Here is a 25,512-nt window from a genome sequence, read left to right on the forward strand (position 1 = left end):
TCGTAACTGTCCCGCGCGCGGCCCGGCTCGTGCTCGGCCCGGTGCCGGGCCCGCCGCGCGGCGAGTTCGGCGGGCACCGCGAGCAGCACCTGCCAGTCCGGCGTGGGCAGCCCCAACCGCTCGTATTCGAGCCGGTGCACCCACGCGGCCGCCTCCCCGGCCGCGTCCTGGTGCAGGCGCGCCGCGCTGTAGGCCGCGTTGGAGGCGACGTAGCGATCCAGGATCACCACGTCATGGTCGCGGCCCAGCGCCGCGATCTGCCCGATCGCCCCGGCGCGGTCGAGCGCGAACAGCGTGGCCATCGCGTACACCGACGACGCCAGGTCGCCGTGCCCGCCGAACTCGCCGCGCGGCGGGCCCGGCACCGGGCCGAGCACGAGCCGGGCCGCGCGCGGGACAGTTACGAGCGCGACGACGGGCTGCAGCAGCGCACCGGCGCGGTCTACGCCGAGCTGGCCGCGGCGGGCTGGGGCGGGCGGTGGCTGGTCGTCGACGCCGACGTCGATCCGGGGCGGTTGGCGGCGTCTTTGACCGCCGGCTAGCACAAAATTGTCACGATTTGGCCGTATCGAATAAGAAACGCCCGTGTGGTGCGCCGAATTTGTCCCGATCTGGTGACACCATGGACTCCATGAGGCAAAGGATTTTGGTCGTCGACGACGACGCTTCGCTGGCCGAGATGCTCACCATCGTGCTGCGTGGGGAGGGCTTCGACACCGCGGTCATCGGCGACGGCACTCAGGCGCTGACCGCGGTGCGTGAGTTGCGCCCGGATCTGGTGCTGCTGGACCTGATGCTGCCGGGCATGAACGGCATCGACGTGTGCCGGGTGTTGCGCGCCGACTCCGGCGTGCCCATCGTGATGCTGACCGCCAAGACCGACACCGTGGACGTGGTGCTCGGCCTGGAGTCGGGCGCCGACGACTACATCATGAAGCCGTTCAAGCCCAAGGAGCTGGTCGCCCGGGTGCGCGCGCGGCTGCGGCGCAACGACGACGAGCCCGCCGAGATGCTTTCCATCGCCGACGTCGACATCGACGTGCCGGCGCACAAGGTCACCCGCAACGGCGAGCAGATCTCCCTCACACCGCTGGAGTTCGACCTGTTGGTCGCGCTGGCACGCAAACCGCGCCAGGTGTTTACTCGTGATGTGCTGCTCGAACAGGTGTGGGGGTATCGGCACCCGGCGGACACCCGCCTGGTGAACGTGCACGTCCAGCGTCTGCGGGCCAAGGTCGAGAAAGACCCTGAGAACCCGACCGTGGTGTTGACCGTTCGAGGAGTGGGATACAAGGCCGGACCTCCGTGATCCGGGAGGTTCGTTGATCTGGGGGTCTCGGCAACGCACTAGAAGTCGCTGGGGGCGCTCCGGCCCCATGACGCGGGGCATGGGTGCGGTGAGTCGGGCCGTGGGCGCTGCCTGGCGCCGATCGCTGCAATTGCGGGTCGTCGCGCTGACCCTGGGCCTGTCGCTCGCCGTCATCCTGGCGCTCGGCTTCGTGCTGACCAGCCAGGTGACCAACCGGGTGCTGGACGTGAAGGTCCGGGCCGCCATGGAGCAGATCGAGCGGGCGCGCACCACCGTTGCCGGCATCGTCAACGGCGAGGAGACGCGCTCACTGGACAGCAGCCTGCAGCTGGCTCGCAACACGCTGACGTCCAAGACCGACCCCGCCTCGGGCGCCGGGCTGGCCGGCGCGTTCGACGCGGTGCTGATGGTGCCCGGCGACGGTCCGCGCGCCGCTTCCACGGCCGGACCCGTCGACCAGGTGCCCAACGCATTGCGCGGCTTCGTCAAGGCCGGGCAGGCGGCGTATCAGTACGCGACCGTGCACACCGACGGCTTCTCCGGGCCCGCGCTGGTCATCGGCACGCCGACGTCGTCGCAGGTGGCCAACCTCGAGCTGTACCTGATCTTCCCGCTGAAGAACGAGCAGGCCACGATCCAGCTGGTGCGCGGCACGATGATCACCGGCGGCGCGGTGCTGCTGGTGCTGCTCGCCGGGATCGCGCTGCTGGTGTCCCGCCAGGTGGTGGTGCCGGTCCGGTCGGCGTCGCGGATCGCCGAGCGGTTCGCCGAGGGGCACCTGTCCGAACGGATGCCGGTGCGCGGCGAGGACGACATGGCGCGGCTGGCCGTGTCGTTCAACGACATGGCCGAAAGCCTGTCCCGCCAGATCACCCAGCTCGAGGAGTTCGGCAACCTGCAGCGCCGGTTCACCTCCGACGTCAGCCACGAACTTCGCACCCCGCTGACCACCGTGCGGATGGCCGCCGACCTGATCTACGACCACAGCGCCGACCTCGACCCCACCCTGGCCCGGTCCACCGAGCTGATGGTCAACGAGCTGGACCGGTTCGAGACGCTGCTCAACGACCTGCTCGAGATCTCCCGGCACGACGCCGGCGTGGCCGAGCTGTCCGTCGAGGCGGTGGACCTGCGCACCACGGTGCAAAGCGCGCTGGGCAATGTGGGACACCTGGCCGAGGACGCCGGCATCGAGCTGCTCGTCGACCTGCCCGACGAGGAGGTGATCGCCGAGGTCGACCCGCGCAGGGTGGAGCGGATCCTGCGCAACCTGATCGCCAACGCCATCGACCACGCCGAGCGCAAGCCGGTGCAGATCCGGATGGGCGTCGACGAGGACACCGTCGCCGTCACCGTCCGCGACTACGGGGTGGGTCTGCGGCCCGGCGAGGAGAAACTGGTGTTCAGCCGGTTCTGGCGCTCCGACCCGTCGCGGGTGCGGCGTTCCGGCGGCACCGGGCTGGGCCTGGCGATCAGCGTCGAGGACGCGCGGCTGCACCAGGGCCGGCTGGAGGCGTGGGGCGAGCCCGGCGAGGGCGCGTGCTTCCGGCTGACGCTGCCCCTGATTCGCGGTCACAAGGTCACCACCAGCCCGCTGCCGCTGAAGCCGATCCCGGAGCCGCCCGCGCCGCCGCGCCCCGACCCGCAGCGCCCACGCGAGCACGCCGAGCGGAGCGTCTAGAGTGCGGCGGCTCCCGGAAATATTGGCACTCCTATCGCTGGCGTTCGTCCTCGCCGGCTGCGCGGGGGTGCCCAGCTCGTCGGCCCCGCAGGCCATCGGCACGGTCGAGCGGCCGGCGCCGTCCAACCTGCCCAAGCCGACGCCGGGCATGGACCCCGACGTGTTACTGCGCGAATTCCTTAAGGCCACAGCCGATCCCGCGAACCGGCACCTGGCGGCCCGGCAATTTCTCACCCAGTCGGCGTCCAACGCGTGGGACGACGCCGGTAGCGCCCTGCTGATCGACCATGTGGTGTTCGTGGAAACCCGTGGCGCCGAACGGGTTTCGGCGACCATGCGCGCAGACATCCTGGGCTCGCTGTCCGACGTGGGCGTGTTCGAAACCGCCGAGGGAGTGCTGCCCGACCCGGGGCCGATCGAGCTGGTCAAGACGTCGGGGGGCTGGCGCATCGACCGGCTGCCGAACGGTGTCTTCCTGGACTGGCAGCAGTTCCAGTCCACCTACAAACGCAACACGCTGTACTTCGCCGACCCGACCGGCAAGACCGTGGTGCCCGATCCCCGCTACGTCGCGGTGTCCGATCACGACCAGCTGGCCACCGAGCTGGTGTCCAAGATGCTGGCCGGGCCGCGGCCCGAGATGGCCCACACCGTGCGCAACCTGCTGGCCCCGCCGCTGCGGCTGCGCGGCCCGGTGACCCGGGCCGACGGCGGCAAGAACGGCATCGGCAAGGGCTACGGCGGCGCCCGCATCGACCTGGAGAAGTTGTCCACCACCGATCCGCACAGCAGGCAATTGCTTGCGGCACAGATCATCTGGACGCTGGCCCGGGCCGACATCCGGGGCCCGTACGTGATCAACGCCGACGGCGCGCCGCTGGACGACCGGTTCGCCGACGGGTGGACCACCTCCGACGTCGCCGCCACCGACCCCGGTGTGGCCGACGGCGCGGGGGCGGGCTTGCACGCCCTGGTCAACGGGTCGCTGGTCGGGCTGGACGGCCAGCACGCCAACACCGTGCCCGGGGCGTTCGGGCGGGTGGGCGACCAGACCGGCGCCGCGTTGTCGCGTAGCGGGCGGCAGGTGGCGTCGGTGGTGACACTGCGCCGCGGCGCCCCGGACCAGGCGGCGTCGTTGTGGATCGGCGACCTCGGCGGCGAGGCGGTCCAGGCCGCCGACGGGCACAGCCTGACTCGGCCCAGCTGGTCGCTGGACGACGCCGTGTGGGTGGTGGTCGACAACAACAACGTGCTGCGCGCAATTCAGGAACCGGCGTCGGGACAGCCCGCGCGCATCCCGGTGGATTCCGCGGTGGTGGCCTCCAGCTTCCCCGGGCCGATCACCGACCTGCAGCTGTCCCGCGACAGCACGCGCGCCGCGATGGTGATCAACGGCCAGGTGATCCTCGCCGGTGTGGAGCAGACCCAGGCCGGGCAGTACGCGCTGACCTACCCGCGGCGGCTGGGTTTCGGCCTCGGCAACTCGGTGGTCTCGCTGTCGTGGCGGACCGGCGATGACATCGTGGTGACCCGCACCGACGCCAGCCACCCGGTGTCCTACGTCAACCTCGACGGGGTGAACTCCGATGCGCCGGCCCGCGGCCTGCAGATGCCGGTCACGACGGTCGCGGCCAACCCGTCGGCCGTCTACGTCGCGGCCCCCGAAGGGGTGCTGCAGTATTCGGCGTCGGCCCCCGAAAGCCAGCAGAGCTGGTCGGAGGTGTCCGGGCTGTCGGTGCCCGGCGCACTGCCGGTGCTGCCGGGCTAGCGATGTCCGCCGTGGCTCATGCGTTGTGCCACAGATCGTTTCGGGAGACGCTGACGTCCAGCGCCGTGCTGATCGGGATCGTGAGCGCGCCTCGACATGTCAGTGCTGACCGGTCCCACGCCAGCTCACACCCGAGATTGTTCGCGCGGCCCGCAGCGACGAAAGGGTTAATTGGGGACCCCCCGATTGCGCAGGGCTGATACACATTGCCTATCGTGGCATATGCAGCATTTATCAATGTATGTCCTTATCTGACAATACTGTTCATATTTCGCACTCCAGGCTGTTGCTTTCTGTGAGTGGATGTTGATAAGCCCGCTACTGGCAGTAACGCCTCGGTAACAAGCGAAAATTACTGTCAGCAGCGCACATTGGCGTCGCGTAAATCTTTTTCCATTGAAATCTCCTGCAGGAAGCCGCTTCCCGATGTTTCGCCGAGCGGATTGGTGCGGGCAACGTCGGTGCGTGGGTGGCTCAATGGCGGGCGGGCCGAGACGCAATCGAAACGGAGGAACACGTTGATTGTTCACGCGGACACCGTGGGCGGCACGGCTGTACCCAGTGCGCCGACCGTCGCGCAGACCCGCTGGCTTCAGCTCGGCCTTGGGCTGGTGTGCATGATGGCGATATCGAGTCCCCAGTACGTCTGGACGCTGATGACCAAGCCACTTGCGACCAAACTCGGGATTGCCTTGCCCGAATTACAGGTTACGTTCTCGATTCTGGTGCTGTTACAGGCGTTTTTCTCGCCGTTCCAGGGTGCGCTGGTCGACCGTTTCGGGCCGCGCCGGTTGATCTCGATCGGCACGCTGCTGGCGGGCGCGAGCTGGGTGCTCGCTTCTTACGCGCATACCGTGTCGATGCTGTACCTCACCTATGGCGGCGTCGGCGGTCTCGGCACGGGGATTGTGTATGTCGGCGTCGTGGGGCTGATGGTCCGGTGGTTTCCCGATCGACGCGGGTTCGCCGCCGGTGTGGTGGCGGCCGGCTACGGGATGGGCGCGATTTTGACGACTTTTCCGATCGCCTCGTCGCTGGCCGCGCATGGCGTCGAGTCGACGCTGTGGCTCTTCGGCATCGTGTTCGCCGCCGTCGGTTTCGTTGCGGCGCAGGGGTTGCGGGTGCCGCCGGCGGATCTCGGGTTGACCGTACCGAGCGCCCGGCCGTCCGCCGCTCGGCGTGATTACCGGCCCGCCGAGATGCTCAAGCGGCCGCTCTTCTGGCTGATGTTCTTCATGATGACGATGATGGCCACTTCGGGCCTGATGGTCACGTCGCAGATGGCTACGTTCGCGACCGACTTCGGTGTGAGCAAGGTGCTGGTGTTCGGGCTCGCCGCGCTGCCGCTGGCCTTGACCATCGACCGGTTCACAAACGGGCTGACGCGGCCGTTCTTCGGTTGGGTATCGGACCGACTGGGCCGGGAAAACACCATGGCGTTTGCCTTCGCGCTGGAGGCTGTCGCCATGACGCTCTGGTTGCTGACGCGACACGACGCCACGCTGTTCGTCCTCCTGTCGGGTTTGGTGTTCTTCGGGTGGGGTGAGATCTTCTCGCTGTTCCCATCCACCTTGACGGACACGTTCGGGGCCCGTTACGCGACAGCGAACTATGGCTGGCTCTACATCTCGTTCGGGATCGGTTCGGTCTTCGGTGGTCCGCTCGCGGCGCTGCTGCATCAGCACGCAGGGAGCTGGATTCCGGTGTTCGGGTGTGCGATTGCGCTCGATCTGGGAACCGCGGCGCTGGCAGTCTTCGTGTTGAAGCCGGCGCGTCGGCGTTTCGTCGAAGCCGCTCCGATCGCGCCGTCGTGAGCGCCCGTAGTAGTTGTCGGCCGTGCCCGCCACACTGACTCCGTGCTCGATCTCATCCTGCCGCTGGAATGCGGCGGCTGCGGGGCGCCGTCGACCCGCTGGTGTGACGCCTGCGCGGCGGAACTTGACGTCAGGGCCGACGAGCCGCACGTCGTCAACCCCCGCATCGAACCCGAGGCGCCGGTGTTCGCGCTGGGTCGCTACGCCGGCGCCCGGCGCGCGGCGATCCTCGCGCTGAAGGAGAACGGGCGCGGCGACCTGGTCAGCCCGCTGGCCCGGGCGCTGGCCGTCGGGATCCACCGGCTGTTGACCTGGGGGATGGTCGAGACGCCGCTGACGATCGTGCCCGCGCCGACGAGGCGTTCGGCGGCGCGGGCACGCGGCGGCGACCCCGTCACCCGGCTGGCGCGGGCCGCGGTGGCCGGGCACCCCGACATCGCCGTCGCGCCGGCGCTGCGGATGAAGGCCCTGGCCCGTGACTCCGTCGGCCTCGGCACCTCGGCGCGCGAGCGCAACATCGCCGGTCGGGTGGTGCTGCGCGGGCGGCCGGCGCGCCCCCAATCGCGCGAGGTCATCGTCGTCGACGACGTCGTCACCACCGGGGCGACGGCCCGCGAGTCGGTGTGGGCGCTGCGCGCCGCCGGGGTCCGCGTGGCCGCGGTGCTGGCGATCGCGGCCGCCTAAAGCTGTGCGCCCGCCAAGCGCATGTGAAGAACTCGCAACAGCTGCCCGGAATTGGTGGCATCCCAAGGCGAACACGAGCTAACGTCGAGGACAACCTTCAGGAACATCTTTGACCCGGCGCAACGCAGTCGTCGATTTCCCGGGTTGGTACGCCACACGTGGAGGGGGTGAGAATCCGACACCTTGCATCGGCGGGCAGCCTGCGGCGGTGACCTGAGGAAACCGCTCCCAACCCCCCGTCGGCGCGTCAAGTAGGAAGCCGGCACGCACCGCGTGCGACGTGGAAAAGGAAACGAGTTGACACGTATGTCAAGGCTTACCGTGGATTCCGGTCAGACTCTCGACCAAGCGCCGGCAGAAAGCAGCGAGCCGGCCGAGCCGACCCTCAACGCCGAAGTCGTGTTCAAAGGCCGCAACGTCGAAATCCCCGATCATTACCGCTTCTACGTCTCGCAAAAACTCGCCCGCCTCGAACGATTCGATCGCTCCATCTATCTCTTCGACGTCGAGCTCAAACACGCGCCCAACCGCCGTCAGCGCAAATCCTGTCAGCGCGTCGAAATCACCGCGCGCGGACGCGGCCCCGTCAGCCGCGCGGAGGCCTGCGCCGACAGCTTCTACGCCGCCTTCGAGTCCGCGGTCGACAAGCTGGAGAACCGGCTGCGCCGCGCCAAGGACCGCCGCAAGGTGCACTACGGCGACAAGACGCCGGTGTCGCTGGCCGCCGCCACCGCGATGGCGCCGCTTCCCGCGAAGGCCTTCAACTCCGAACCCGTCGAGCCGCACCAACACGACGGCGCGGGCGTCGAGCACGGCGAGCGGCAAGACCACGAGCCGGGCCGGGTGGTCCGCACCAAGGAACACCAGGCCACGCCCATGACGGTCGACGAGGCGCTCTACGAGATGGAGCTGGTCGGGCACAACTTCTTCTTGTTCTACGACAAGGAGACCGAACGGCCGTCCGTCGTGTACCGCCGGCACGCCTACGACTACGGGCTGATCAGGCTGGCCTGACGTTCAGCGACGTTTGAGGGCCTTAACTGCCTCTTCACCTAGGATGGATGCCGCCTCGCAAAAAGAGGAAGACTCCAACCCACAGGGGATATAGCTGTGCTGTCGAAGTTGCTGCGCCTTGGTGAAGGTCGCATGGTCAAGCGCCTCAAGCGGGTGGCCGACTATGTCAACACGTTGTCCGACGACGTCGAGAAGCTCACCGACGCCGAGCTGAGGGCCAAGACCGACGAGTTCCGACAGCGCCTCAACGACGAGAAAAACCCGGAAACCCTGGACGACCTGCTGCCCGAGGCGTTCGCCGTGGCCCGCGAGGCCGCGTGGCGGGTCCTGGACCAGCGCCCCTTCGACGTGCAGGTGATGGGCGCGGCCGCGCTGCACCTGGGCAACGTCGCCGAGATGAAGACCGGTGAGGGCAAGACCCTGACGTGCGTGTTGCCCGCCTACCTCAACGCGCTGGCCGGCAAGGGCGTGCACGTCGTCACGGTCAACGACTACCTGGCCAAACGCGACAGCGAGTGGATGGGCCGCGTGCACCGCTTCCTCGGCCTGGACGTCGGCGTGATCCTGGCGCAGATGACGCCCGACGAGCGGCGGGTGGCCTACAACGCCGACATCACCTACGGCACCAACAACGAGTTCGGCTTCGACTACCTGCGCGACAACATGGCGCATTCGCTCGACGACCTGGTGCAGCGCGGGCACAACTTCGCCATCGTCGACGAGGTCGACTCCATCCTCATCGACGAGGCCCGCACCCCGCTGATCATCTCCGGCCCGGCCGACGGCGCCTCCAACTGGTACACCGAGTTCGCCCGCATCGCGCCGCTGATGCAAAAGGACGTCCACTACGAGGTCGACCTGCGCAAACGGACCGTCGGCGTGCACGAGAAGGGCGTCGAGTTCGTCGAGGACCAGCTCGGCATCGACAACCTCTACGAGGCGGCCAACTCGCCGCTGGTCAGCTACCTCAACAACGCGCTGAAGGCCAAGGAGCTGTTCAACCGCGACAAGGACTACATCGTGCGCGACGGCGAGGTGCTCATCGTCGACGAGTTCACCGGCCGCGTGCTGATCGGCCGCCGCTACAACGAGGGCATGCACCAGGCCATCGAGGCCAAGGAGCACGTCGAGATCAAGGCCGAGAACCAGACGCTGGCCACCATCACGCTGCAGAACTACTTCCGCCTCTACGACAAGCTGGCCGGCATGACCGGTACCGCCCAGACCGAGGCGGCCGAGCTGCACGAGATCTACAAGCTGGGCGTGGTCTCGATCCCGACCAACAAGCCGATGATCCGCACCGACTGCTCCGACCTCATCTACAAGACCGAGGAGGCCAAGTACATCGCGGTGGTCGACGACGTCGAGGAGCGCTACGAGAAGGGCCAGCCGGTCCTGATCGGCACCACCAGCGTCGAGCGCTCCGAGTACCTGTCGCGGCAGTTCCACAAGCGCGGCATCAAGCACAACGTGCTCAACGCCAAGTACCACGAGCAGGAGGCGGGCATCATCGCCGTGGCGGGCCGCCGCGGCGGCATCACCGTCGCCACCAACATGGCCGGCCGCGGCACCGACATCGTGCTGGGCGGCAACGTCGACTTCCTCACCGACCAGCGGCTGCGGGCCCGCGGCCTCGACCCCGTCGAGACGCCCGACGAGTACGAGGCGGCCTGGCACGAGGAGCTGCCCATCGTCAAGGAGGAGGCCAGCGCGGAGGCCGAAGAGGTGATCGAGGCCGGCGGCCTGTACGTGCTGGGCACCGAGCGCCACGAGTCGCGGCGCATCGACAACCAGCTGCGCGGCCGGTCCGGCCGGCAGGGCGACCCGGGGGAGTCGCGCTTCTACCTGTCGCTGAGCGACGAGCTGATGCGCCGCTTCAACGGCGCCGCGCTGGAGGCGATGCTCAACCGGCTGAACCTGCCCGACGACGTGCCGATCGAGAACAAGATGGTGACCCGCGCCATCAAGAGCGCCCAGACCCAGGTCGAGCAGCAGAACTTCGAGGTCAGAAAGAACGTCCTCAAGTACGACGAGGTGATGAACCAGCAGCGCAAGGTGGTCTACGCCGAGCGCCGCCGCATCCTGGAGGGCGAGAACCTCAAGGACCAGGCGCTGGACATGGTCCGCGACGTCATCACCGCCTACGTCGACGGCGCGACCGCCGAGGGCTACGCCGAGGACTGGGACCTGGACGCGCTGTGGACGGCGCTGAAGACGCTGTACCCGGTCGGCATCGCGCACGAGACGCTGACCCACCCCGACGCCGACTCCGACCGCGACGACCTCACCCGCGACGAGCTGCTCGACGCGCTGATCAAGGACGCCGAAAGGGCTTACGCCGCAAGGGAAGCCGAGCTCGAGGAGATCGCCGGCGAGGGCGCGATGCGTCAGCTGGAGCGCAACGTGTTGCTCAACGTCATCGACCGCAAGTGGCGCGAGCACCTCTACGAGATGGACTACCTCAAGGAGGGCATCGGGCTGCGGGCGATGGCGCAGCGTGATCCGCTGGTGGAATACCAGCGCGAGGGCTATGACATGTTCATGGCCATGCTCGACGGCATGAAGGAGGAGTCGGTCGGCTTCCTGTTCAACGTCACCGTCGAAGCGGTGCCGACCCCGCAGGTCGCCCCGCAGCCGACGCCCGAGGGCCTGGCGGAACTGGGGACCGGCGCCGGCGGTCAGCCCGATGACCAAGGCGAAGCGCCCGCCGCGGCCCGCGAGGAGGCCCCAAGCGTGTTGCGCGCCAAGGGCATTGATGACGAGGCGCCCGCGCTCACGTATTCCGGTCCGTCCGAGGACGGCTCGGCGCAGGTGCAGCGCAACGGCGGTGGCGCCCAGAAGACGCCGGCCGGTGTGCCCGGCGGCGGCAGCCGCCGCGAGCGTCGTGCGGCCGCGCGCCAGCAGGGGCGCGGCGCCAAGCCGCCGAAGTCGGTCAAGCGCCGCTAGCCCGGCGCCGAGTGTGCGGCTGCCCGCACGCTCGGCAGCCACTGTGCGGCTGGCCGCACAATCGGCCACCTGGCAACGCCGATGCCATAGGCTTATCAGGCGTCGGCTTCTGTGTGGCTACACCGGCGTTCGCCACCGTGACCGGTCGAGAAAGGGGCGAGTTCATGCCCTTCGACGGAGCGGTGTCGCGGACCGAGGTATTGGCGGCGCTGTCTTTGGCGATCGACCTCGGGCTTGGCCAGCCCATGGATCACATGCTGCGGTCGGCGGCGATGGGAACGAGGCTTGCCGAGCGCCTCGGCCTCGGCGAGCGTGAGCGCGGGACGGTTTTCTACACGGGCCTGGTGATGTGGATCGGGTGTCACGCCGACTCGCACGAGTACGCGCGGTGGTTCGGCGACGACATCGCGGCGCGACATGACAGCCACTTCATCGACTGGTCCGGCGCTGAGTTCCGGCGATTCCTCGTCAGCAACCTGGGCCGCGGGTCGACGTTGCCGAAGCGGGCCCAGCTGGCGGCGAAGCTGTTTTTGGACGCACGCGGCAACCTCGGCACGTTGATGCACTCACATTGCCTGTCGGCCGCGTTGCTCGCCGAGGAGATCGGTCTCGGCGAGGACGTGTGCGAAGCCCTGCCTTTCGCGTACGAGCGGTGGGACGGCAGCGGCCTTCCCACCGGTGCCGCGGGAAGCCAGATACCCGTGACCATGCGGGTGGCGCAGCTCGCCGACATCGCCGAAGTGCACCACCGCGCCTTCGGCGCGAGCCGCGCGATCGCGGAGGTTCGCCGTCGCAGCGGCAAACAGTTCGACCCCGACATAGTCGCAGTGTTTTGCGACGTCGCCGAAGAGCTGCTGCGCGACGACGAAGACGCCTGGGAGACGGCCGCCGGCTTGGCGCCGGATCCCGGGGAAACGCTGAGTGGTTCGTCGCTGGACCGGCTCTTGTGTGCGATGGGCGATTTTGTGGACCTGAAATGCCCCTTCACCCTTGGCCATTCGCGAGCAGTGGCCGAGCTGGCGGAGAAAGCCGGCAAGTGCGCCGGGCTGGCGACGGACGAGATCGACACGCTGCGCCGGGCCGGCTACGTTCACGATCTCGGCCGGATCGGTGTGTCCAACCGGGTGTGGGAAAAGCCGCGCGGATTGACCCACGCCGAACGCGAGCGTGTGCACTTGCATCCGTATCTGACCGGCAGGATCTTGGCCCGCGTCGGTGGACTCAAGGCCGTCCGGGAGATCGCGGTCAACCACCACGAACGGCTGGACGGGTCGGGGTACCCGAACGGGCTCCATGGCGACGATCTGTCGATGCGCGAGCGGGTACTCGCCGCGGCCGAAAGCTATTGCGGCTCAACCGAGCCACGACCGTATCGCGATGCGCTGGATGGGGCCGCCGCGGCCACGCGATTGCGCAGCGAAGCAGCACGCGGTCGCCTGGACGGCAACGCGGTTGAAGCCGTGCTGGAGGCCGCGGGTCACCAGCCGTCGCGCAGGGCGACCAGGCCGTCGGGCCTGACCCGGCGCGAGGCCGAGGTCTTGCTCCACGTGGCCCAGGGGCGGTCCAACCGCGAAATCGCCTCGGCGCTTTGGATTTCCGAGAAGACCGTGCGCAATCACGTCGAGCACATCTATGCCAAGATCGGGGTCTCGAACCGGATCGGGGCCAGCCTGTATGCGACCCGGCACGGCCTGACCGGCGGCGCGCCTGACTGAAACCGGGTAGCCGGAATGTTTGGGGCGAATGCCTCATGCGCACGCGGGAAATCGAGGCGACCATTTCTGCATGCTTAACACTGGCCGACGCCAACTCTACGAATCGCACCCGGGGCTCCCGCCGCGGTTGTGGGACGCGGTGCTGACCGAGGGCCACTCATCGCTGGTCCGGGCGCGGCACGCTTTCCGCTACCTGCCGTCGGCGCCGCGATGCAAGCTGTGCAACAACCCGTTCGGCGGCCCCGTCGGCCGGCTCTTTGCCATTGCCGGCTTCCGCCGGTCCCGCAAGAACCCCAACCTGTGCACGCGATGTTGCGATGCGCTGCCGCGCGGAGGAGCTGAGGTCGATATCGCGGTGCTGTTCGTCGACGTGCGAGGCTCCACGGCGTTGGGTCACCGTCAGGCCGCCGCAGACTTCGCCGCGTTGCTCAACCGGTTCTACGGCGCCGCGACGCAGACCCTGCTGCGCCATGACGCCGTGATCGACAAGCTCATCGGTGACGAGGTGATGGCGTTTTTCGTGCGGGGCATCAGCGGCCCGGGGTATCGGCAGCGGGCCGTCGAGGCGGGAATCGAGCTGCTCCGGGCCGTCGGCTACGGCACGCCGAACGGACCTTGGCTGGACGTCGGCGTCGCCGTGCACGCGGGCGTCGCATACGTCGGCAACGTCGGCGGCGCCGTCGTCGACTTCACCGCCCTGGGCCGCCCGGTCAACGCCGCGGCCCGGATGCAACAACGCGCCGCCGGTGGGGAGTTGCTCATCGCCAGTGGGGTAGCCGACGAAATGACGGCCGGCATGCAGCGGCGCACGCTGATTCTGCGGGGGCAGGATGAGCCGATCAACGTCTTCGTGCACAAGTTCTGAGCCGCCCGTCAGCGCATGGACGCGCCGGGCCGAGATCGCCGGTTCAACAGCCAGGCGGTGGCCGCCGTGAGGGCGATAGCGAACGAGGCGAGCGCGATCAGGCTGGCGGCGTTCCCGCCCTGGAAGGTCTCCCGGTATACGGACATGGCCGGCAGCGTCGCGGTGTAGCGGTCGAGTTCCAGGTCGCGCCCTAACGCATCGAAGGCGTGGCGGTTGGACAGGGCCAGGCTCATCAGGCGTCCGGGGGTGGCCATCTGGTCGGTCGGCACGATCGCACCACCGAACAGCACCTGAGGGAAGCACAACATCGGCAGGGCGAGGGCCGCCTGTGCGGCGTTGGAGACGGCGGCCGAGGCGAAGAGGCCCAGGGCCAGCGCCGAGATCGCTTCGATCACAAGCGTCGCGAACAGCGAGGCGTAGACGTCCCATCCCGCCGCGGGCAGCCGCCCGAGCGCCCGCAATACAAGCAGCAGCACCGCGCTCACGCCCGCCAGAACCGGAAGCAGCGCCGTCACCTTTGACGCCACGTACGCGCCCACGCTTAGCCCGGCCAGGCGTTCGCGCCGGAAGACGGCCATCTCGCCGACGATCTGTAGCAGGCCGTACGTCAGCCCGAAGAAGAAGCCGTCGAAAGCGATCCAGAAGACGATCTGGGCCGGGCCGACGCCGGCCGCGCCACCGGGATCGAACGCGCCGCGCCTGAACAGCGTCGCCATCATCGCCGTCACCAGCACCGGTGACCCGAGCAGGATCGCAAGGGTCAGCCGGTTGCGGGCGAGTACGTCGACGTTGCGCCGGGTGAGCAGCCACCATTGCCGGACCATGCCGGTTCGCCTGACGTCGGATTCGGTTGCCGAGACGGCTTGGCGGCTGAACCCGGGCCGGGCGTTTGACGTCGCGCGGCTCTGCGCGAACCGCTCGGCCCAGATCCGCGGCGTGTGCTCCGCGGCCAGGCGCTCGTAGACCTCGGTGAGGTTCGCCACGCCGAAGTAGTGCCGCGTGGCGGCCGGACTACCGGTGAAGGCCAGGTGGCCGTCGCGGGCCAGGAAGACGACCCGGTCGCATAGGTCGATGCCAGCCGGCTCGTGGGTGGTGAGGACGACGGTGACCCCGCGCTGGCTGAGCCGGCGCAGCAGGCGCATCACGTCGGCCGCAGTCGACGGGTCGAGCCCGGAGGTGGGTTCGTCGAGGAAGAAAAGGCGTGGCCGGGTCAGGAGCTCGACGGCGATGCTGGCCCGCTTGCGCTGGCCGCCGGACAGGGAACGCACCGGCACGTCGGCCCGATCGGCCAAGTCGAGGTCGCGCATGGTCTCCTCGACGGTCCGCTCCGCTTCGACCGCGGGCGTGCCCGCCGGGAGCCGAAGACGCGCGGCGTAGCGCAGCGTCCGGCGCAGGGGCATCTCGAGGTGAATGATGTCGTCCTGGGGCACGAAGCCGACTTTTGCGTCGGCGCTGGCGCCGAGCGCTTTGCCGCGACGAACGACGCCGTCGTGCCGAACCTCACCGGCGGACGGCGCTCGCAGCCCCGCAAGGATTTCCAGCAATGTGGTCTTGCCGGCTCCGCTGCCGCCGGCGATCGCGACCAATTCGCCGGGTTCCACTGAGAGCGATAGCTTGTCGAGGATCTGCCGGCCGCCGACTCGCCTGCTGACGTCGATCGCGTCGATCCGTGCGCCGCGCGGCGGTTCGGGGTCCCGGCTACCGAGTAGCTCGATGACTGATGTGTCAGATGTGGATTCGCTCATGATCTGGTCTCCGTGCCTTGTCGAAGTGGCCTTGTCACGGGCGATCATCGGTCCGCCGCTGCGCCGGCCGCATGAGGCGTTTGCCTCAAATCGTCAAGCCGGGACCGACTAGTCAAAAATAACTAGGGCGCCGCCGCGCAAAGATGAGGCGGATGACCTATATACCCGGCTGCCGATGCGGTCGACACTTGGGCCATGAAGCGTTACTTGACTCTTGCTTACGGCGCGGCGGCTTACTTGCTGTTCCTCGTCGCCTTTCTGTATCTCGTTGCGTTCGTGGCGAATCTGTGGGTGCCGCGGACGGTCGATCACGGGCTGTCGTCGCCCATCGTTGAGGCCATCGTGGTCAACGTGTTGCTTGTCGGGGCGTTCGGCCTGCAGCACAGCGTCATGGCGCGCCCGGCGTTCAAGGCGTGGTGGACCCGGTACGTGCCGCCGTCGATAGAGCGCAGCACCTACGTGGTGCTGTCGAGCGCCGTGCTGCTGCTGCTCTATTGGCAGTGGCGCACGATGCCGGCGGTCGTTTGGGACGTGCGGCAGCCGGCGGCGCGCGTGCTGCTGTGGGGATTATTCTGGCTGGGTTGGGTTATCGCGCTGGGCGCGACGTTCATGATCAACCACTTCGATCTGTTCGGGCTGCGGCAGGTGTATTTGGCGTGGCGCCAAAAGCCTTACACCGAACTGCATTTCCGCACTCATTTGTTCTATCGGCTGGTGCGCCACCCGCTCATGCTGGGCTTCCTCATCTCGTTCTGGGCGGCCCCCACCATGACGGCCGGGCACCTGCTCTTCTCGATCGCGATGACGGGATACATTCTGATCGCCGTCCACATCGAAGAGCGTGGCCTCGTCGCGGCGCTGGGCAGCGACTACCGCCAGTACCGTCGCGAGGTCCCGATGCTGGTCCCGATAAAGCACCGGCCGCGCCGGCGCGCGACGGAACTGCTTGGCCAGCATTAGCTCTCGCGGCAGAGCGTTGAGAGGTCATCTCAACGCTCTGCCCGGCGTTGGCCAATTGATCACGTGCCGGATACCTGGGCATGCCACCGTACCGCTGTGCAAACCGGGTCGCGGGTCGCTCAATCGCGCTGGGTGGACGGATTCCACCAGTGGTGCGAGGCGGTGGTCGAGCGGCTTCCGTTCGGGCTCGGATCGGTCGTTGCGCCCACGTTTCTGGGCTTCTGCCTGATCAACGGGCTCACCTTCGGCGTCGATCTGGCGATCCTGACGGGCCTGCGCGGCGGGCTCGGCCTTCCCGTGCCGATCGCCGTCACCGTCGCCTACGCGTGCGCCTTCGCGCTCAGCTACGTGCTCAACCGCACCTTCAACTTTCAGTCCCACGCGCCGGTCGGTAAACAGGTCGCCGTCTACGTCGCGGTGGTCGTCGTCAATTACCTGGCGCTGATCCTCGGGGTCTCCAGCGCGCTGACCGCGATCGGGGTGCAGTACCAGCTGTCGCGAGTGGCGGCGGGCGTCTGCGAAGCCGTGTACATGTACTGCGCGATGCGATGGGTGGTCTTCCGTCGTTGACGGCCTTAGGATCGACCTCCCGCTAGCCCTCGGTGGAGGAACCGCGCCATGCCCACGCATGTCAAGCCCGCGTCGCCCCTTCGCGCCGTCTCGGGCACCGACAAGGCCCGCTCGTCGCTCGTGATCGGCGCGCTCGGGGTCGTGTTCGGCGACCTCGGGACCAGCCCGATCTACACGATCCAAACGATCTTCGATCCGCACGACCCGCACCCGATACCGATCACCACCGAAAACCTGTATGGGGTTGTGTCCCTGGTCTTTTGGTCGGTGATGATCATCGTCACCCTCACCTACGTCACCCTGGTGATGCGCGCCGACAACGACGGCGAGGGCGGCATCATGGCGCTCATCACCCTCGTGAGCCGGCTGGGTGGGCCCGGGGGCCGTCGCACGGCGGCGACGCTGGCCGTGCTCGGGATTTTCGGCGCATCGCTATTCTTCGGCGACAGCATGATCACCCCGGCGATCTCCGTGATTTCCTCGGTCGAGGGTCTCAAGGTGATACAGCCGCGCCTGGGTGACTGGGTCGTGCCGATCACCGCGGTGATCATCGTCGCGCTGTTCGCCTTCCAGAGCCGCGGTACCGCCGCCATCGGGCGCCTGTTCGGGCCCGTGATGGTTGTGTGGTTCGCCGCGATCGGCGCGTGCGGGGTCGCCGGGATCACCACGCACCCGCAGATCCTCGAAGCGCTGTCGCCGACGTACGCGCTGACGTTCACGGTCGGGCACTTCGACGTTGCGTTTTTCTCGCTCGCCGCGGTCGTGCTGGCGGTGACGGGCGCCGAGGCGCTGTATGCCGACATGGGCCACTTCGGTCGCCCGGCGATCACCCGGGCGTGGCTGTTCGTGGTCATGCCGGCCTGCGTGCTCAGCTATTTCGGCCAGGCCGCGCTGCTGTTGGGCAACAAGACCGTCGTCGACGCGCCCTTCTTCCTGCTGCCGCCGGGCTGGGCGCGACTGCCGATGGTGTTGCTGGCGACGGCCGCGACCGTCATCGCCTCCCAGGCGGTGATAACCGGCGCCTACTCGGTGGCGTCGCAGGCCGCGCAGCTCGGCTACCTGCCCAGGGTGCGGGTCGTGCACACGTCCGAGTCGACGATCGGCCAGATCTACGTGCCCTGGATCAACAGCCTGCTGATGGTCTCGGTGCTGATCCTGGTTTTCGCGTTCCGCAGCTCGGCGGCGCTGGCCTTCGCGTTCGGGATGGCGGTGACCGGGACGATCACCATCACCACGTTGCTCTTCTTCTATGTCGCCCGCAGGCGGTGGCGCACGCCCGTGTGGCTGATCGTGGTCGGCGCCGGGTCGTTGTTGTCGGTGGACCTGCTCTTCCTGGCGGCGAACCTGACCAAGCTGGTGCACGGTGCATGGGTGCCGCTGCTGATCGCCGCCGCGGCGTTCACCGTCATGACCACCTGGCAGCGGGGCCGCGAGCTGGTCACGCAGGCCCGGTCCCGGGCCGAGGGACCGCTACGCGAATTCGTCGACCAGCTGGCCGGCTGCAAGCCACCGCTGGTGCGCACACCCGGGACGGCCGTGTTCCTCAACCGCGGCAAGGAGACCGCGCCGCTGGCGATGCGGGCCAACGTCGAACACAACCGGGTGCTGCACGAGCATTCGGTGATCATGTCGATCGAGACGCTGCCGGCGCCGCGGGTGGCGGACGAGGACCGGATCGAGGTCGATCCCCTGGGCTATGCCGAAGACGGGGTCGTGCACGTCACCGCGAAGTTCGGCTACATGGAACGGCCCAACATCCCGGCCGCGCTGCGCCTGCTCGACCCGAAGCAGACCGAGGGCCGGATCGCCGTCGACGAGGCCTCGTATTTCCTGTCGAAGCTGGAGCTGAGGGCCGGCCCCGCGCCGACCATGGCGCCATGGCGCAAGCGCCTGTTCATCGCCACCGCCTACATCGCCGCCGACGCCGCCGAATACTTCGGCCTGCCCATCGACCGGACGGTGGTCATGGGCGCGCGGATTCAGGTGTAGCTCAAATGTGGCTATGCCCGCCCGGCTGGGAGGATGGACGGCATGGATGTCAAGGAGGTGTTGCTGCCCGGGGTCGGTCTTCGATACGAATTCACCAGCCACACCGGTGACCGCATCGGGATCATCGCCCGCCGCGGCGGCGATTTTGACGTCGTCCTGTATGGCCCCGACGATCCCGACCAGGCCAGACCCGTCCTGCACCTGACCGACGCCGAGGCCGAAGCGGTGGCCCAGATCCTGGGCGCGCCGCGCATTGCGGAGCGGTTCACCGAGCTTTCCCGGGGGCTGCCGGGCATCGAGACGGGACAGGTCCACATCGTGGCCGGCAGCCCGTTCGTCGGACACCCGCTGGGCGACACGCGCGCCCGCACCCGCACCGGGGCGTCGATCGTCGCGATCGTGCGCAACGAGCAAGTGCTCGCCTCGCCCGGTCCGGCCGAAATGTTGCGGGCGCGAGACGTTCTGATCGTGATCGGCACCGAAGACGGCATCGCCGGTGTCGAGCGGATCATCGACAAGGGTTGAGCCGATGCAGGTTTCGGGGGCGCTACTGTTTCAACTCGGCGCCCTCCTGGCCACACTTGCCGTATTGGGCGCCCTGGCAAGGCGTTTCGCATTGTCTCCCATACCGGTCTACCTGTTGGCGGGTCTGTCGCTGGGCAAGGGCGGCCTGCTGCCGGTGGCCGCGGCCGGCGAGTTCATCGCGACGGCCGCGCCCATCGGCATCGTGCTGTTGCTGCTGACCCTGGGCCTGGAATTCTCGGCGACCGAGTTCGCGAGCAGCCTTCGACACCACCTGCCCTCCGCCGGTGTCGACATCGTCCTCAACGCCACTCCCGGCGCGGTGGCCGGCTGGCTGCTGGGGTTGGACGGCGTCGCCATCCTGGCTTTGGCCGGGGTCACCTACATCTCGTCGTCGGGCGTCATCGCGCGCGTGCTGGTCGACCTGGGCCGGCTCGGCAACCGCGAAACGCCGGCGGTGCTCTCGGTGCTCGTGCTCGAGGACTTCGCGATGGCGGCCTACCTGCCGCTGTTCGCGGTCCTGGCATCGGGCGGCGGCTGGGTGCAGGCCGTCGTCGGGATGGCCGCCGCCGTCGGCGCGCTGCTGGCCGCGTTCGCCGCCTCCTACCGGTGGGGCCACCACGTCGGCAGGCTGGTCGAACACCCCGATTCCGAGCAGCTGTTGCTGCGGGTCTTGGGCATCACCCTGATGGTGGCGGCGGTGGCCGAGGTCCTGCACGCGTCGGCCGCCGTCGGCGCATTCCTGGTGGGCCTGACCCTGACCGGCGCGACGGCCGACCGGGCCCGCCGGGTGCTCGGCCCGCTGCGCGACCTGTTCGCCGCCATCTTCTTCCTCGCGATCGGCCTCTCCGTCGACCCGCACGAGCTGCTCCCGATGCTCCCGGCGGCGCTGGCCCTGGCCGCCGTCACCGCGGCCACCAAGGTGGCCACCGGAATGCTCGCCGCCCGGCGCGACGGCGTGGCGCGGCGCGGGCAGCTGCGCGCGGGCGCCGCGCTCATCGCCAGGGGCGAGTTCTCGCTGATCATCATCGGCCTGGTGGGCACCTCGATCCCCGCCGTCGCCGCGCTGGCGACGTCGTATGTCTTCGTCATGGCGATCATGGGTCCGGTGGCGGCCCGGTACGCGGGCGGCCGGGCCTCCAACTAGCCCTCTAACCGATGTGCAGGGCCACCATCTGCCAGCGGCCGGTGGAGGGCGTCCGTTCCACGCGGCACGCGATGGCGTGGATCCGGTCGCCGCGGCTGTAGGACCCGAAGACCTCGGCCGCGGCCTCGGGGTCGCGGCGCCCGGCGGGCTGCAGCCGCATCCGGCGCAGCACCGCCGTCCCGTCACGCCCGCGCGCGCGGCCGGCCGCCGAAGCGCCGATCGCGACCACCGAGTCCACCAGGCCGGGCGCCAGCATCGGGCGCAGCTGCGCGGCGGGACGGCGGCGGTCGACGACCTCCAGCACCCGGCGCAGCGCGGCGTCGGCGAAGGCGGCCGCCTGGCGCATCGGCGCGGACGGATGCGGCGGTCTGACCGGCTGCCCGACGAGGGGGCGGCGGGGCGGATGCGCGCGGCGGCGCGGCGTCGCGCGGGGTGGCTGCCGGCACTGGGGCACGTCCCGCCTGGGCGGCTCGTAGTCGACGACGGGTGTCACGGCGAAAACGGTCAACGCGCACTCTCCATGGATTGGCCTGCTGGAGAGTGGCAGACGGGGGCTGGTAAGTGGTCATCATGGCACAGCTCGACCCGGCGCGTATCCGCTCGATTACCGTGGGCGGGTACATCCGTTCACCCAAGGAACCGAGGCCGAATTGACCAGCACGGACGCACCGTAATGGTGACCCGGTTGTCCCCCACGGACGCGTCCTTCTATCGGCTGGAGAACACCGCCACCCCCATGTATGTGGGGTCGCTGTCCATCCTGCAGCGTCCGCGCGCCGGGTTGAGCTACGAGGCGCTGCTGGCCACCATCGAACAGCGACTGCCCCAAATACCGCGTTACCGGCAGAAGGTCCGGGAGGTGCTGATCGGCACGGCCAGGCCGGTGTGGCTGGACGACAACGACTTCGACATCACCTATCACGTGCGGCGGTCGGCGCTCCCGTCCCCAGGCAGCGACGAGCAGCTGCACGAGCTGATCGCGCGGCTGGCCGCGCGGCCGCTGGACAAGTCGCGGCCGCTGTGGGAGATGTACCTGGTCGAGGGGCTGTCCAAGAACCGGATCGCGCTGTACACCAAGTCGCATCAGGCGCTGATCAACGGCATGACGGCGGTGGAGATCGGCCACGTCATCGCCGACCGGACGCGCCGCCCGCCGCCGTTCCCCGAGGACATCTGGATACCGGAACGCGACCCCGGTAACACGCGGTTGGCGTTGGGGGCGATCGGCGACTGGATCGCGAGGCCGGGCGCGCAGCTTCAGGCCGTCGGGTCCGCGGTGGCCGGACTGGTCACGAGCTATGACGAGCTGCTCGAAGCGGGCCGCCGCGCCGCCGACATCGCGCGAGCGGTGGCGCGGGGCACCGCGCCCAGCAGCCCGCTGAACGCGACCGTTTCGCGGCACCGCAGGTTCACCGTCGCTCGCGGCAACCTCGAGGACTACCGCGCCGTGCGCGCGCGCTACGACTGCGACATCAACGACGTGGTGCTCGCCGTCGTGGCCGGCGCGCTGGGCAACTGGCTGTTGTCCCGCGGCGTGGCGGTGTCTCCGACCGCGACGATCCGCGCGATGGCGCCGCTGTCCATCTACGCCGACGACGACCTCGACTCGACCGGCCCGGGCCAGACGATCAGTCAGGTCACGCCGTTCCTGGTGGATCTGCCGGTGGGGGAGGCCAACCCGGTGGTGCGGCTGTCGCAGATCGCCCACGCCACCGAGTCCAACCCGACCGCCGGCAGCCTGGTGGACGCCCGGACCATCGTGACCCTCTCGGGTTTCGCGCCACCGACCCTGCACGCCATGGGCATCCGAGTCGCGACCGGCTTCCCGAGCTTTTCCAAGCGGACGTTCAACCTCCTGATCACCAACGCCCCGGGCGCCCAGTCGCAGATGTACATCGCCGGCGCCAAGCTGCTGGAGACCTACGCCGTCCCACCGCTGCTACACAACCAGGCGCTGGCGATCAGCGTGACGTCCTACAACGGCATGTTGTATTTCGGGATCAACGCCGATCGCGAGGCGATGAGCGACGTCGACTTGCTGCCCGGATTATTGAGCCAATCTCTCGAGGAACTTCTCGAAGCTTCCCGCTGATTAGTCGGGGTGAAAATCGGTGCCTGGTTCTATGATTCGTAATTGTGAGCACCGCGATAAATGACGGGGCGTCGGCGAAGGCGAGCGGGAAGAAATCGAGCACCGCGACCACGCGCAAAATCTCCGACGAAGTCTACCGAACCGAAATATACCGGCTGCAAACGGAATTCGTGAAGTTGCAGGAGTGGGCGCGCCACGTCGGCGCGCGCATCGTGATCCTTTTCGAGGGCCGGGACGGGGCCGGCAAGGGCGGAACGATCAAACGGATCACCGAATACCTGAACCCGCGCGTCGCCCGGATCGCGGCATTACCCGCGCCGAGCGACCGGGAACGGGGCCAGTGGTACTACCAGCGCTACATCGCGCACCTGCCCGCCAGGGGCGAAATCGTGCTCTTCGATCGGTCGTGGTACAACCGCGCCGGCGTGGAAAAGGTGATGGGATTCTGCACGCCGCAGGAGTATGTGCTCTTCTTGCGGCAGACGCCCATCTTCGAGCAGATGCTGATCGACGATGGGATCCTGTTGCGCAAGTATTGGTTCTCGGTCTCCGAGGCCGAGCAGCTGCGCCGGTTCAGGGCGCGCCTGAATGACCCTGTCCGCCAATGGAAACTCAGCCCAATGGACATGGAGTCGCTGTACCGGTGGGAGGACTATTCGCGCGCCAAGGACGAGATGATGGTCCACACCGACACCCCGGTAAGCCCTTGGTACATAGTGGAATCCGACGTCAAGAAGCACGCGCGGCTGAACATGATGGCCCACCTGCTGTCCACGATCGAGTACTACGACGTGGGCCGGCCCAAGGTCAAGCTGCCCAAGGAGCCGGTGGTGGCTGAGAACTACCAGCGCCCGCCGCGCGAGTTGTCGAACTACGTCGACGACTACGCGGCCACGTTGGTCGGGGGCTGATGATCCAGGTCTACATCCCGGCCACGCTGGAGATGCTGCAGCGGCTCGTCGCCGAGGGCTCCCTCTGGCCGGTCAACGGCACCGCGTTCGCGGTGACGCCGACGCTGCGCGAGGCCTACGCCGAGGGCGACGACGACGAACTCGCCGACGTGGCGCTGCGCGAGGCGGCGCTGGGGTCGCTGCGACTGCTCGCGGCCAACGGTGCGGAAACCGGCCTGCCGCCCCGGCGCGCGGTGCTGGCCGCCGAGGTCGAGGAGGCCAAGTTCCGTCCCGATCTCGACGACGCCGTCGTGCGCCTCGGCGCCCCGGTCACGCTCGAGCAGGTCGTCGCCGCCTACGTCGACAACGCCGCCGCCGAGCCGGACGTCATCCGGGCCATCGAGATCATCGACGCCGCCGACCTGGGTGACGAGGACGCCGAGCTGATCGTCGGCGACGCGCTGGACCACGACTTGGCCTGGTATGCGAACCAGGAGTTGCCGTTCCTGCTTGACCTGCTCTGACGCGCCGAATGTGACGGATTCCGACTAGCTACGACACCGTAGGTTACGCTACCGTAGGTTTCGTGGAGCGCACAGAATCGGCGACAATGGTGGGCGTAAGCCAGACGCCGGCTAGTGAGCAGGAGCTTCCGCTGGGCAGACGTAACCCATCGATCAGGGGCAACGTCGTCGACACCAAGCGACCCGTTGTGGCCGGCGCCGAGCGGCACCCCGGCTGGCACGCGCTACGCAAGCTCGCCGCGCGGATCACGACGCCGCTGTTGCCCGACGACTACCTGCATCTGGCCAACCCACTGTGGTCCGCGCGGGAACTGCGGGGCCGTGTCCTTGAGGTCCGCCGCGAGACCGAGGACTCCGCGACCCTGGTGATCAAACCGGGCTGGGGCTTCAGCTTCGACTATCAGCCCGGCCAGTACATCGGGATCGGGCTGCTCGTCGACGGGCGCTGGCGGTGGCGGTCGTATTCGCTGACCTCGAGCCCGGCCGAGACCAGCGGCTCGCCCCGCACGGTGACCATCACCGTCAAGGCGATGCCCGAGGGTTTCCTGTCCACCCACCTGGTGGCCGGCGTCGAGCCCGGAACCATCGTCCGGCTGGCCGCGCCCCAGGGAAACTTCGTCCTGCCGGACCCGGCGCCGTCGTCGATCCTGTTTTTGACCGCCGGTTCCGGGATAACGCCGGTGATGTCGATGCTGCGAACGTTGGTGCGCCGCAACCAGATTGGTGACATCACGCATTTGCATTCGGCGCCCACCGAATCCGACGTGATGTTCCGCGCCGAGCTGGCGGCGCTGGCCGCCAACCAGCCCGGCTACCGCTTGCAGGTGCGCGAGACCCGCAAGCAGGGCCGGCTCGACCTGGCCGCCCTGGATCAACAGGTCGCCGACTGGCGCGAGCGTCAGACCTGGGCCTGCGGGCCGGAGGGCATGCTCAACCAGGCGCAGAAGGTGTGGTCGGCGGCAGGCATCGGCGACCGGTTGCACCTGGAGCGGTTCGCCGTGTCCAAGGCCGCGCCCGCCGGGGCCGGCGGCACGGTGACGTTCGCGCGCAGCGGGCGCGCCGTCGCGGCCGACGGGGCGACGCCGTTGATGGATGCCGGCGAGGGCGCGGGTGTGCAGATGCCCTTCGGCTGCCGGATGGGTATCTGCCAGTCCTGCGTGGTAAGCCTGGTGGACGGGCACGTCCGCGATCTGCGAACCGGCGCCGAACACGAGCCCGGAACCCGGATTCAGACCTGCGTGTCGGCCGCGTCCGGCGATTGCGTGCTCGACATTTAA

At 68.5% G+C, this 25,512-nt stretch carries 21 protein-coding genes and 1 pseudogene; 19 read left to right on the plus strand and 3 right to left on the minus strand.

What is annotated here, in order from left to right; genetic code table 11:
• A pseudogene (locus A5712_RS07900) lies at positions 1–338 on the minus strand (dTMP kinase); the annotation flags it as partial.
• On the opposite strand from A5712_RS07900, the gene A5712_RS07905 reads away from it, so the two are divergent.
• The 10 genes from A5712_RS07905 to A5712_RS07950 all read left to right on the plus strand — a co-directional run bounded on the left by A5712_RS07905 (position 330) and on the right by A5712_RS07950 (position 13,796).
• On the plus strand, positions 330–542 hold the full coding sequence (locus A5712_RS07905; protein WP_369830371.1) for a hypothetical protein: 213 nt from the start codon (positions 330–332) through the stop codon (positions 540–542). The pseudogene A5712_RS07900 and the gene A5712_RS07905 sit on opposite strands and share 9 nt — an antisense overlap.
• Positions 543–622: 80 nt before the next feature.
• The gene (gene mtrA / locus A5712_RS07910; RefSeq protein ID WP_055576516.1) at positions 623–1,309 is read left to right on the plus strand and encodes a two-component system response regulator MtrA; all 687 of its coding nucleotides are present in this window, start codon (positions 623–625) and stop codon (positions 1,307–1,309) included.
• Positions 1,310–1,322: 13 nt separating this feature from the next.
• A complete protein-coding gene (gene mtrB / locus A5712_RS07915; protein WP_068103268.1) occupies positions 1,323–2,990 on the plus strand; it encodes an MtrAB system histidine kinase MtrB in 1,668 nt (555 codons plus the stop codon).
• Between the two features lie 19 nt (positions 2,991–3,009).
• A complete protein-coding gene (gene lpqB, locus A5712_RS07920) occupies positions 3,010–4,758 on the plus strand; it encodes an MtrAB system accessory lipoprotein LpqB (protein ID WP_197519331.1) in 1,749 nt (582 codons plus the stop codon).
• A 371-nt stretch (positions 4,759–5,129) separates the two neighbouring features.
• Positions 5,130–6,572, plus strand: a complete 1,443-nt coding sequence (gene oxlT / locus A5712_RS07925; protein WP_231982042.1) for an oxalate/formate MFS antiporter — start codon at positions 5,130–5,132, stop codon at positions 6,570–6,572.
• A 42-nt stretch (positions 6,573–6,614) separates the two neighbouring features.
• Positions 6,615–7,256: a ComF family protein gene (locus A5712_RS07930; protein ID WP_068103273.1), complete on the plus strand. Its 642-nt coding sequence runs from the start codon at positions 6,615–6,617 to the stop codon at positions 7,254–7,256.
• A gap of 321 nt (positions 7,257–7,577) precedes the next feature.
• A complete protein-coding gene (hpf, locus tag A5712_RS07935; RefSeq protein ID WP_068103275.1) occupies positions 7,578–8,270 on the plus strand; it encodes a ribosome hibernation-promoting factor, HPF/YfiA family in 693 nt (230 codons plus the stop codon).
• A gap of 96 nt (positions 8,271–8,366) precedes the next feature.
• The gene (gene secA, locus A5712_RS07940; protein WP_068103278.1) at positions 8,367–11,216 is read left to right on the plus strand and encodes a preprotein translocase subunit SecA; all 2,850 of its coding nucleotides are present in this window, start codon (positions 8,367–8,369) and stop codon (positions 11,214–11,216) included.
• Positions 11,217–11,380: 164 nt separating this feature from the next.
• The gene (locus tag A5712_RS07945) at positions 11,381–12,931 is read left to right on the plus strand and encodes an HD domain-containing phosphohydrolase (protein ID WP_068103280.1); all 1,551 of its coding nucleotides are present in this window, start codon (positions 11,381–11,383) and stop codon (positions 12,929–12,931) included.
• A gap of 70 nt (positions 12,932–13,001) precedes the next feature.
• Positions 13,002–13,796, plus strand: a complete 795-nt coding sequence (locus tag A5712_RS07950) for an adenylate/guanylate cyclase domain-containing protein (protein ID WP_068103283.1) — start codon at positions 13,002–13,004, stop codon at positions 13,794–13,796.
• A gap of 8 nt (positions 13,797–13,804) precedes the next feature.
• On the opposite strand, the gene A5712_RS07955 is transcribed toward A5712_RS07950, so the two are convergent.
• Entirely contained in the window at positions 13,805–15,541 is a 1,737-nt protein-coding gene (locus A5712_RS07955; protein WP_156766471.1) for an ATP-binding cassette domain-containing protein, read from the minus strand.
• 195 nt (positions 15,542–15,736) lie between these two features.
• Between A5712_RS07955 and mddA the strand changes: the two genes are divergently transcribed.
• From mddA to A5712_RS07980, 5 genes are all read left to right on the plus strand, one after another.
• A complete protein-coding gene (gene mddA, locus A5712_RS07960; RefSeq protein ID WP_068103287.1) occupies positions 15,737–16,501 on the plus strand; it encodes a methanethiol S-methyltransferase in 765 nt (254 codons plus the stop codon).
• A gap of 96 nt (positions 16,502–16,597) precedes the next feature.
• Positions 16,598–17,071, plus strand: a complete 474-nt coding sequence (locus tag A5712_RS07965; RefSeq protein ID WP_068103289.1) for a GtrA family protein — start codon at positions 16,598–16,600, stop codon at positions 17,069–17,071.
• A gap of 48 nt (positions 17,072–17,119) precedes the next feature.
• Positions 17,120–19,060 (plus strand): potassium transporter Kup, encoded by a 1,941-nt coding sequence (locus A5712_RS07970; RefSeq protein WP_068103292.1) that lies wholly within the window; start codon positions 17,120–17,122, stop codon positions 19,058–19,060.
• A 42-nt stretch (positions 19,061–19,102) separates the two neighbouring features.
• Complete coding sequence (locus A5712_RS07975) at positions 19,103–19,585, plus strand: cation:proton antiporter regulatory subunit (RefSeq protein ID WP_068103332.1); 483 nt, start codon at positions 19,103–19,105, stop codon at positions 19,583–19,585.
• Positions 19,586–19,589: 4 nt separating this feature from the next.
• Entirely contained in the window at positions 19,590–20,729 is a 1,140-nt protein-coding gene (locus A5712_RS07980; RefSeq protein ID WP_068103294.1) for a cation:proton antiporter, read from the plus strand.
• 4 nt (positions 20,730–20,733) lie between these two features.
• On the opposite strand, the gene A5712_RS07985 is transcribed toward A5712_RS07980, so the two are convergent.
• Positions 20,734–21,237, minus strand: coding sequence for an Rv3235 family protein (locus A5712_RS07985; protein WP_068103296.1), 504 nt, complete (start codon positions 21,235–21,237; stop codon positions 20,734–20,736).
• 165 nt (positions 21,238–21,402) lie between these two features.
• Here A5712_RS07985 and A5712_RS07990 point away from each other — a divergent pair, with 165 nt between their 5' ends.
• The 4 genes from A5712_RS07990 (at position 21,403) to A5712_RS08005 (ending at position 25,512) form a co-directional block, all read left to right on the plus strand.
• Positions 21,403–22,821 (plus strand): wax ester/triacylglycerol synthase family O-acyltransferase, encoded by a 1,419-nt coding sequence (locus tag A5712_RS07990; protein WP_068103298.1) that lies wholly within the window; start codon positions 21,403–21,405, stop codon positions 22,819–22,821.
• Positions 22,822–22,865: 44 nt separating this feature from the next.
• Positions 22,866–23,732, plus strand: coding sequence for a polyphosphate kinase 2 (ppk2, locus tag A5712_RS07995; RefSeq protein WP_068103301.1), 867 nt, complete (start codon positions 22,866–22,868; stop codon positions 23,730–23,732).
• Positions 23,732–24,235, plus strand: a complete 504-nt coding sequence (locus tag A5712_RS08000) for a hypothetical protein (RefSeq protein WP_068103304.1) — start codon at positions 23,732–23,734, stop codon at positions 24,233–24,235. The genes ppk2 and A5712_RS08000 overlap by 1 nt, the downstream gene beginning before the upstream one ends.
• 89 nt (positions 24,236–24,324) lie before the next feature.
• Complete coding sequence (locus A5712_RS08005) at positions 24,325–25,512, plus strand: ferredoxin reductase (protein WP_369830372.1); 1,188 nt, start codon at positions 24,325–24,327, stop codon at positions 25,510–25,512.

Origin of the sequence: Mycobacterium sp. E2327 (assembly GCF_001672675.1) — a bacterium.
Classification (GTDB): domain Bacteria; phylum Actinomycetota; class Actinomycetes; order Mycobacteriales; family Mycobacteriaceae; genus Mycobacterium.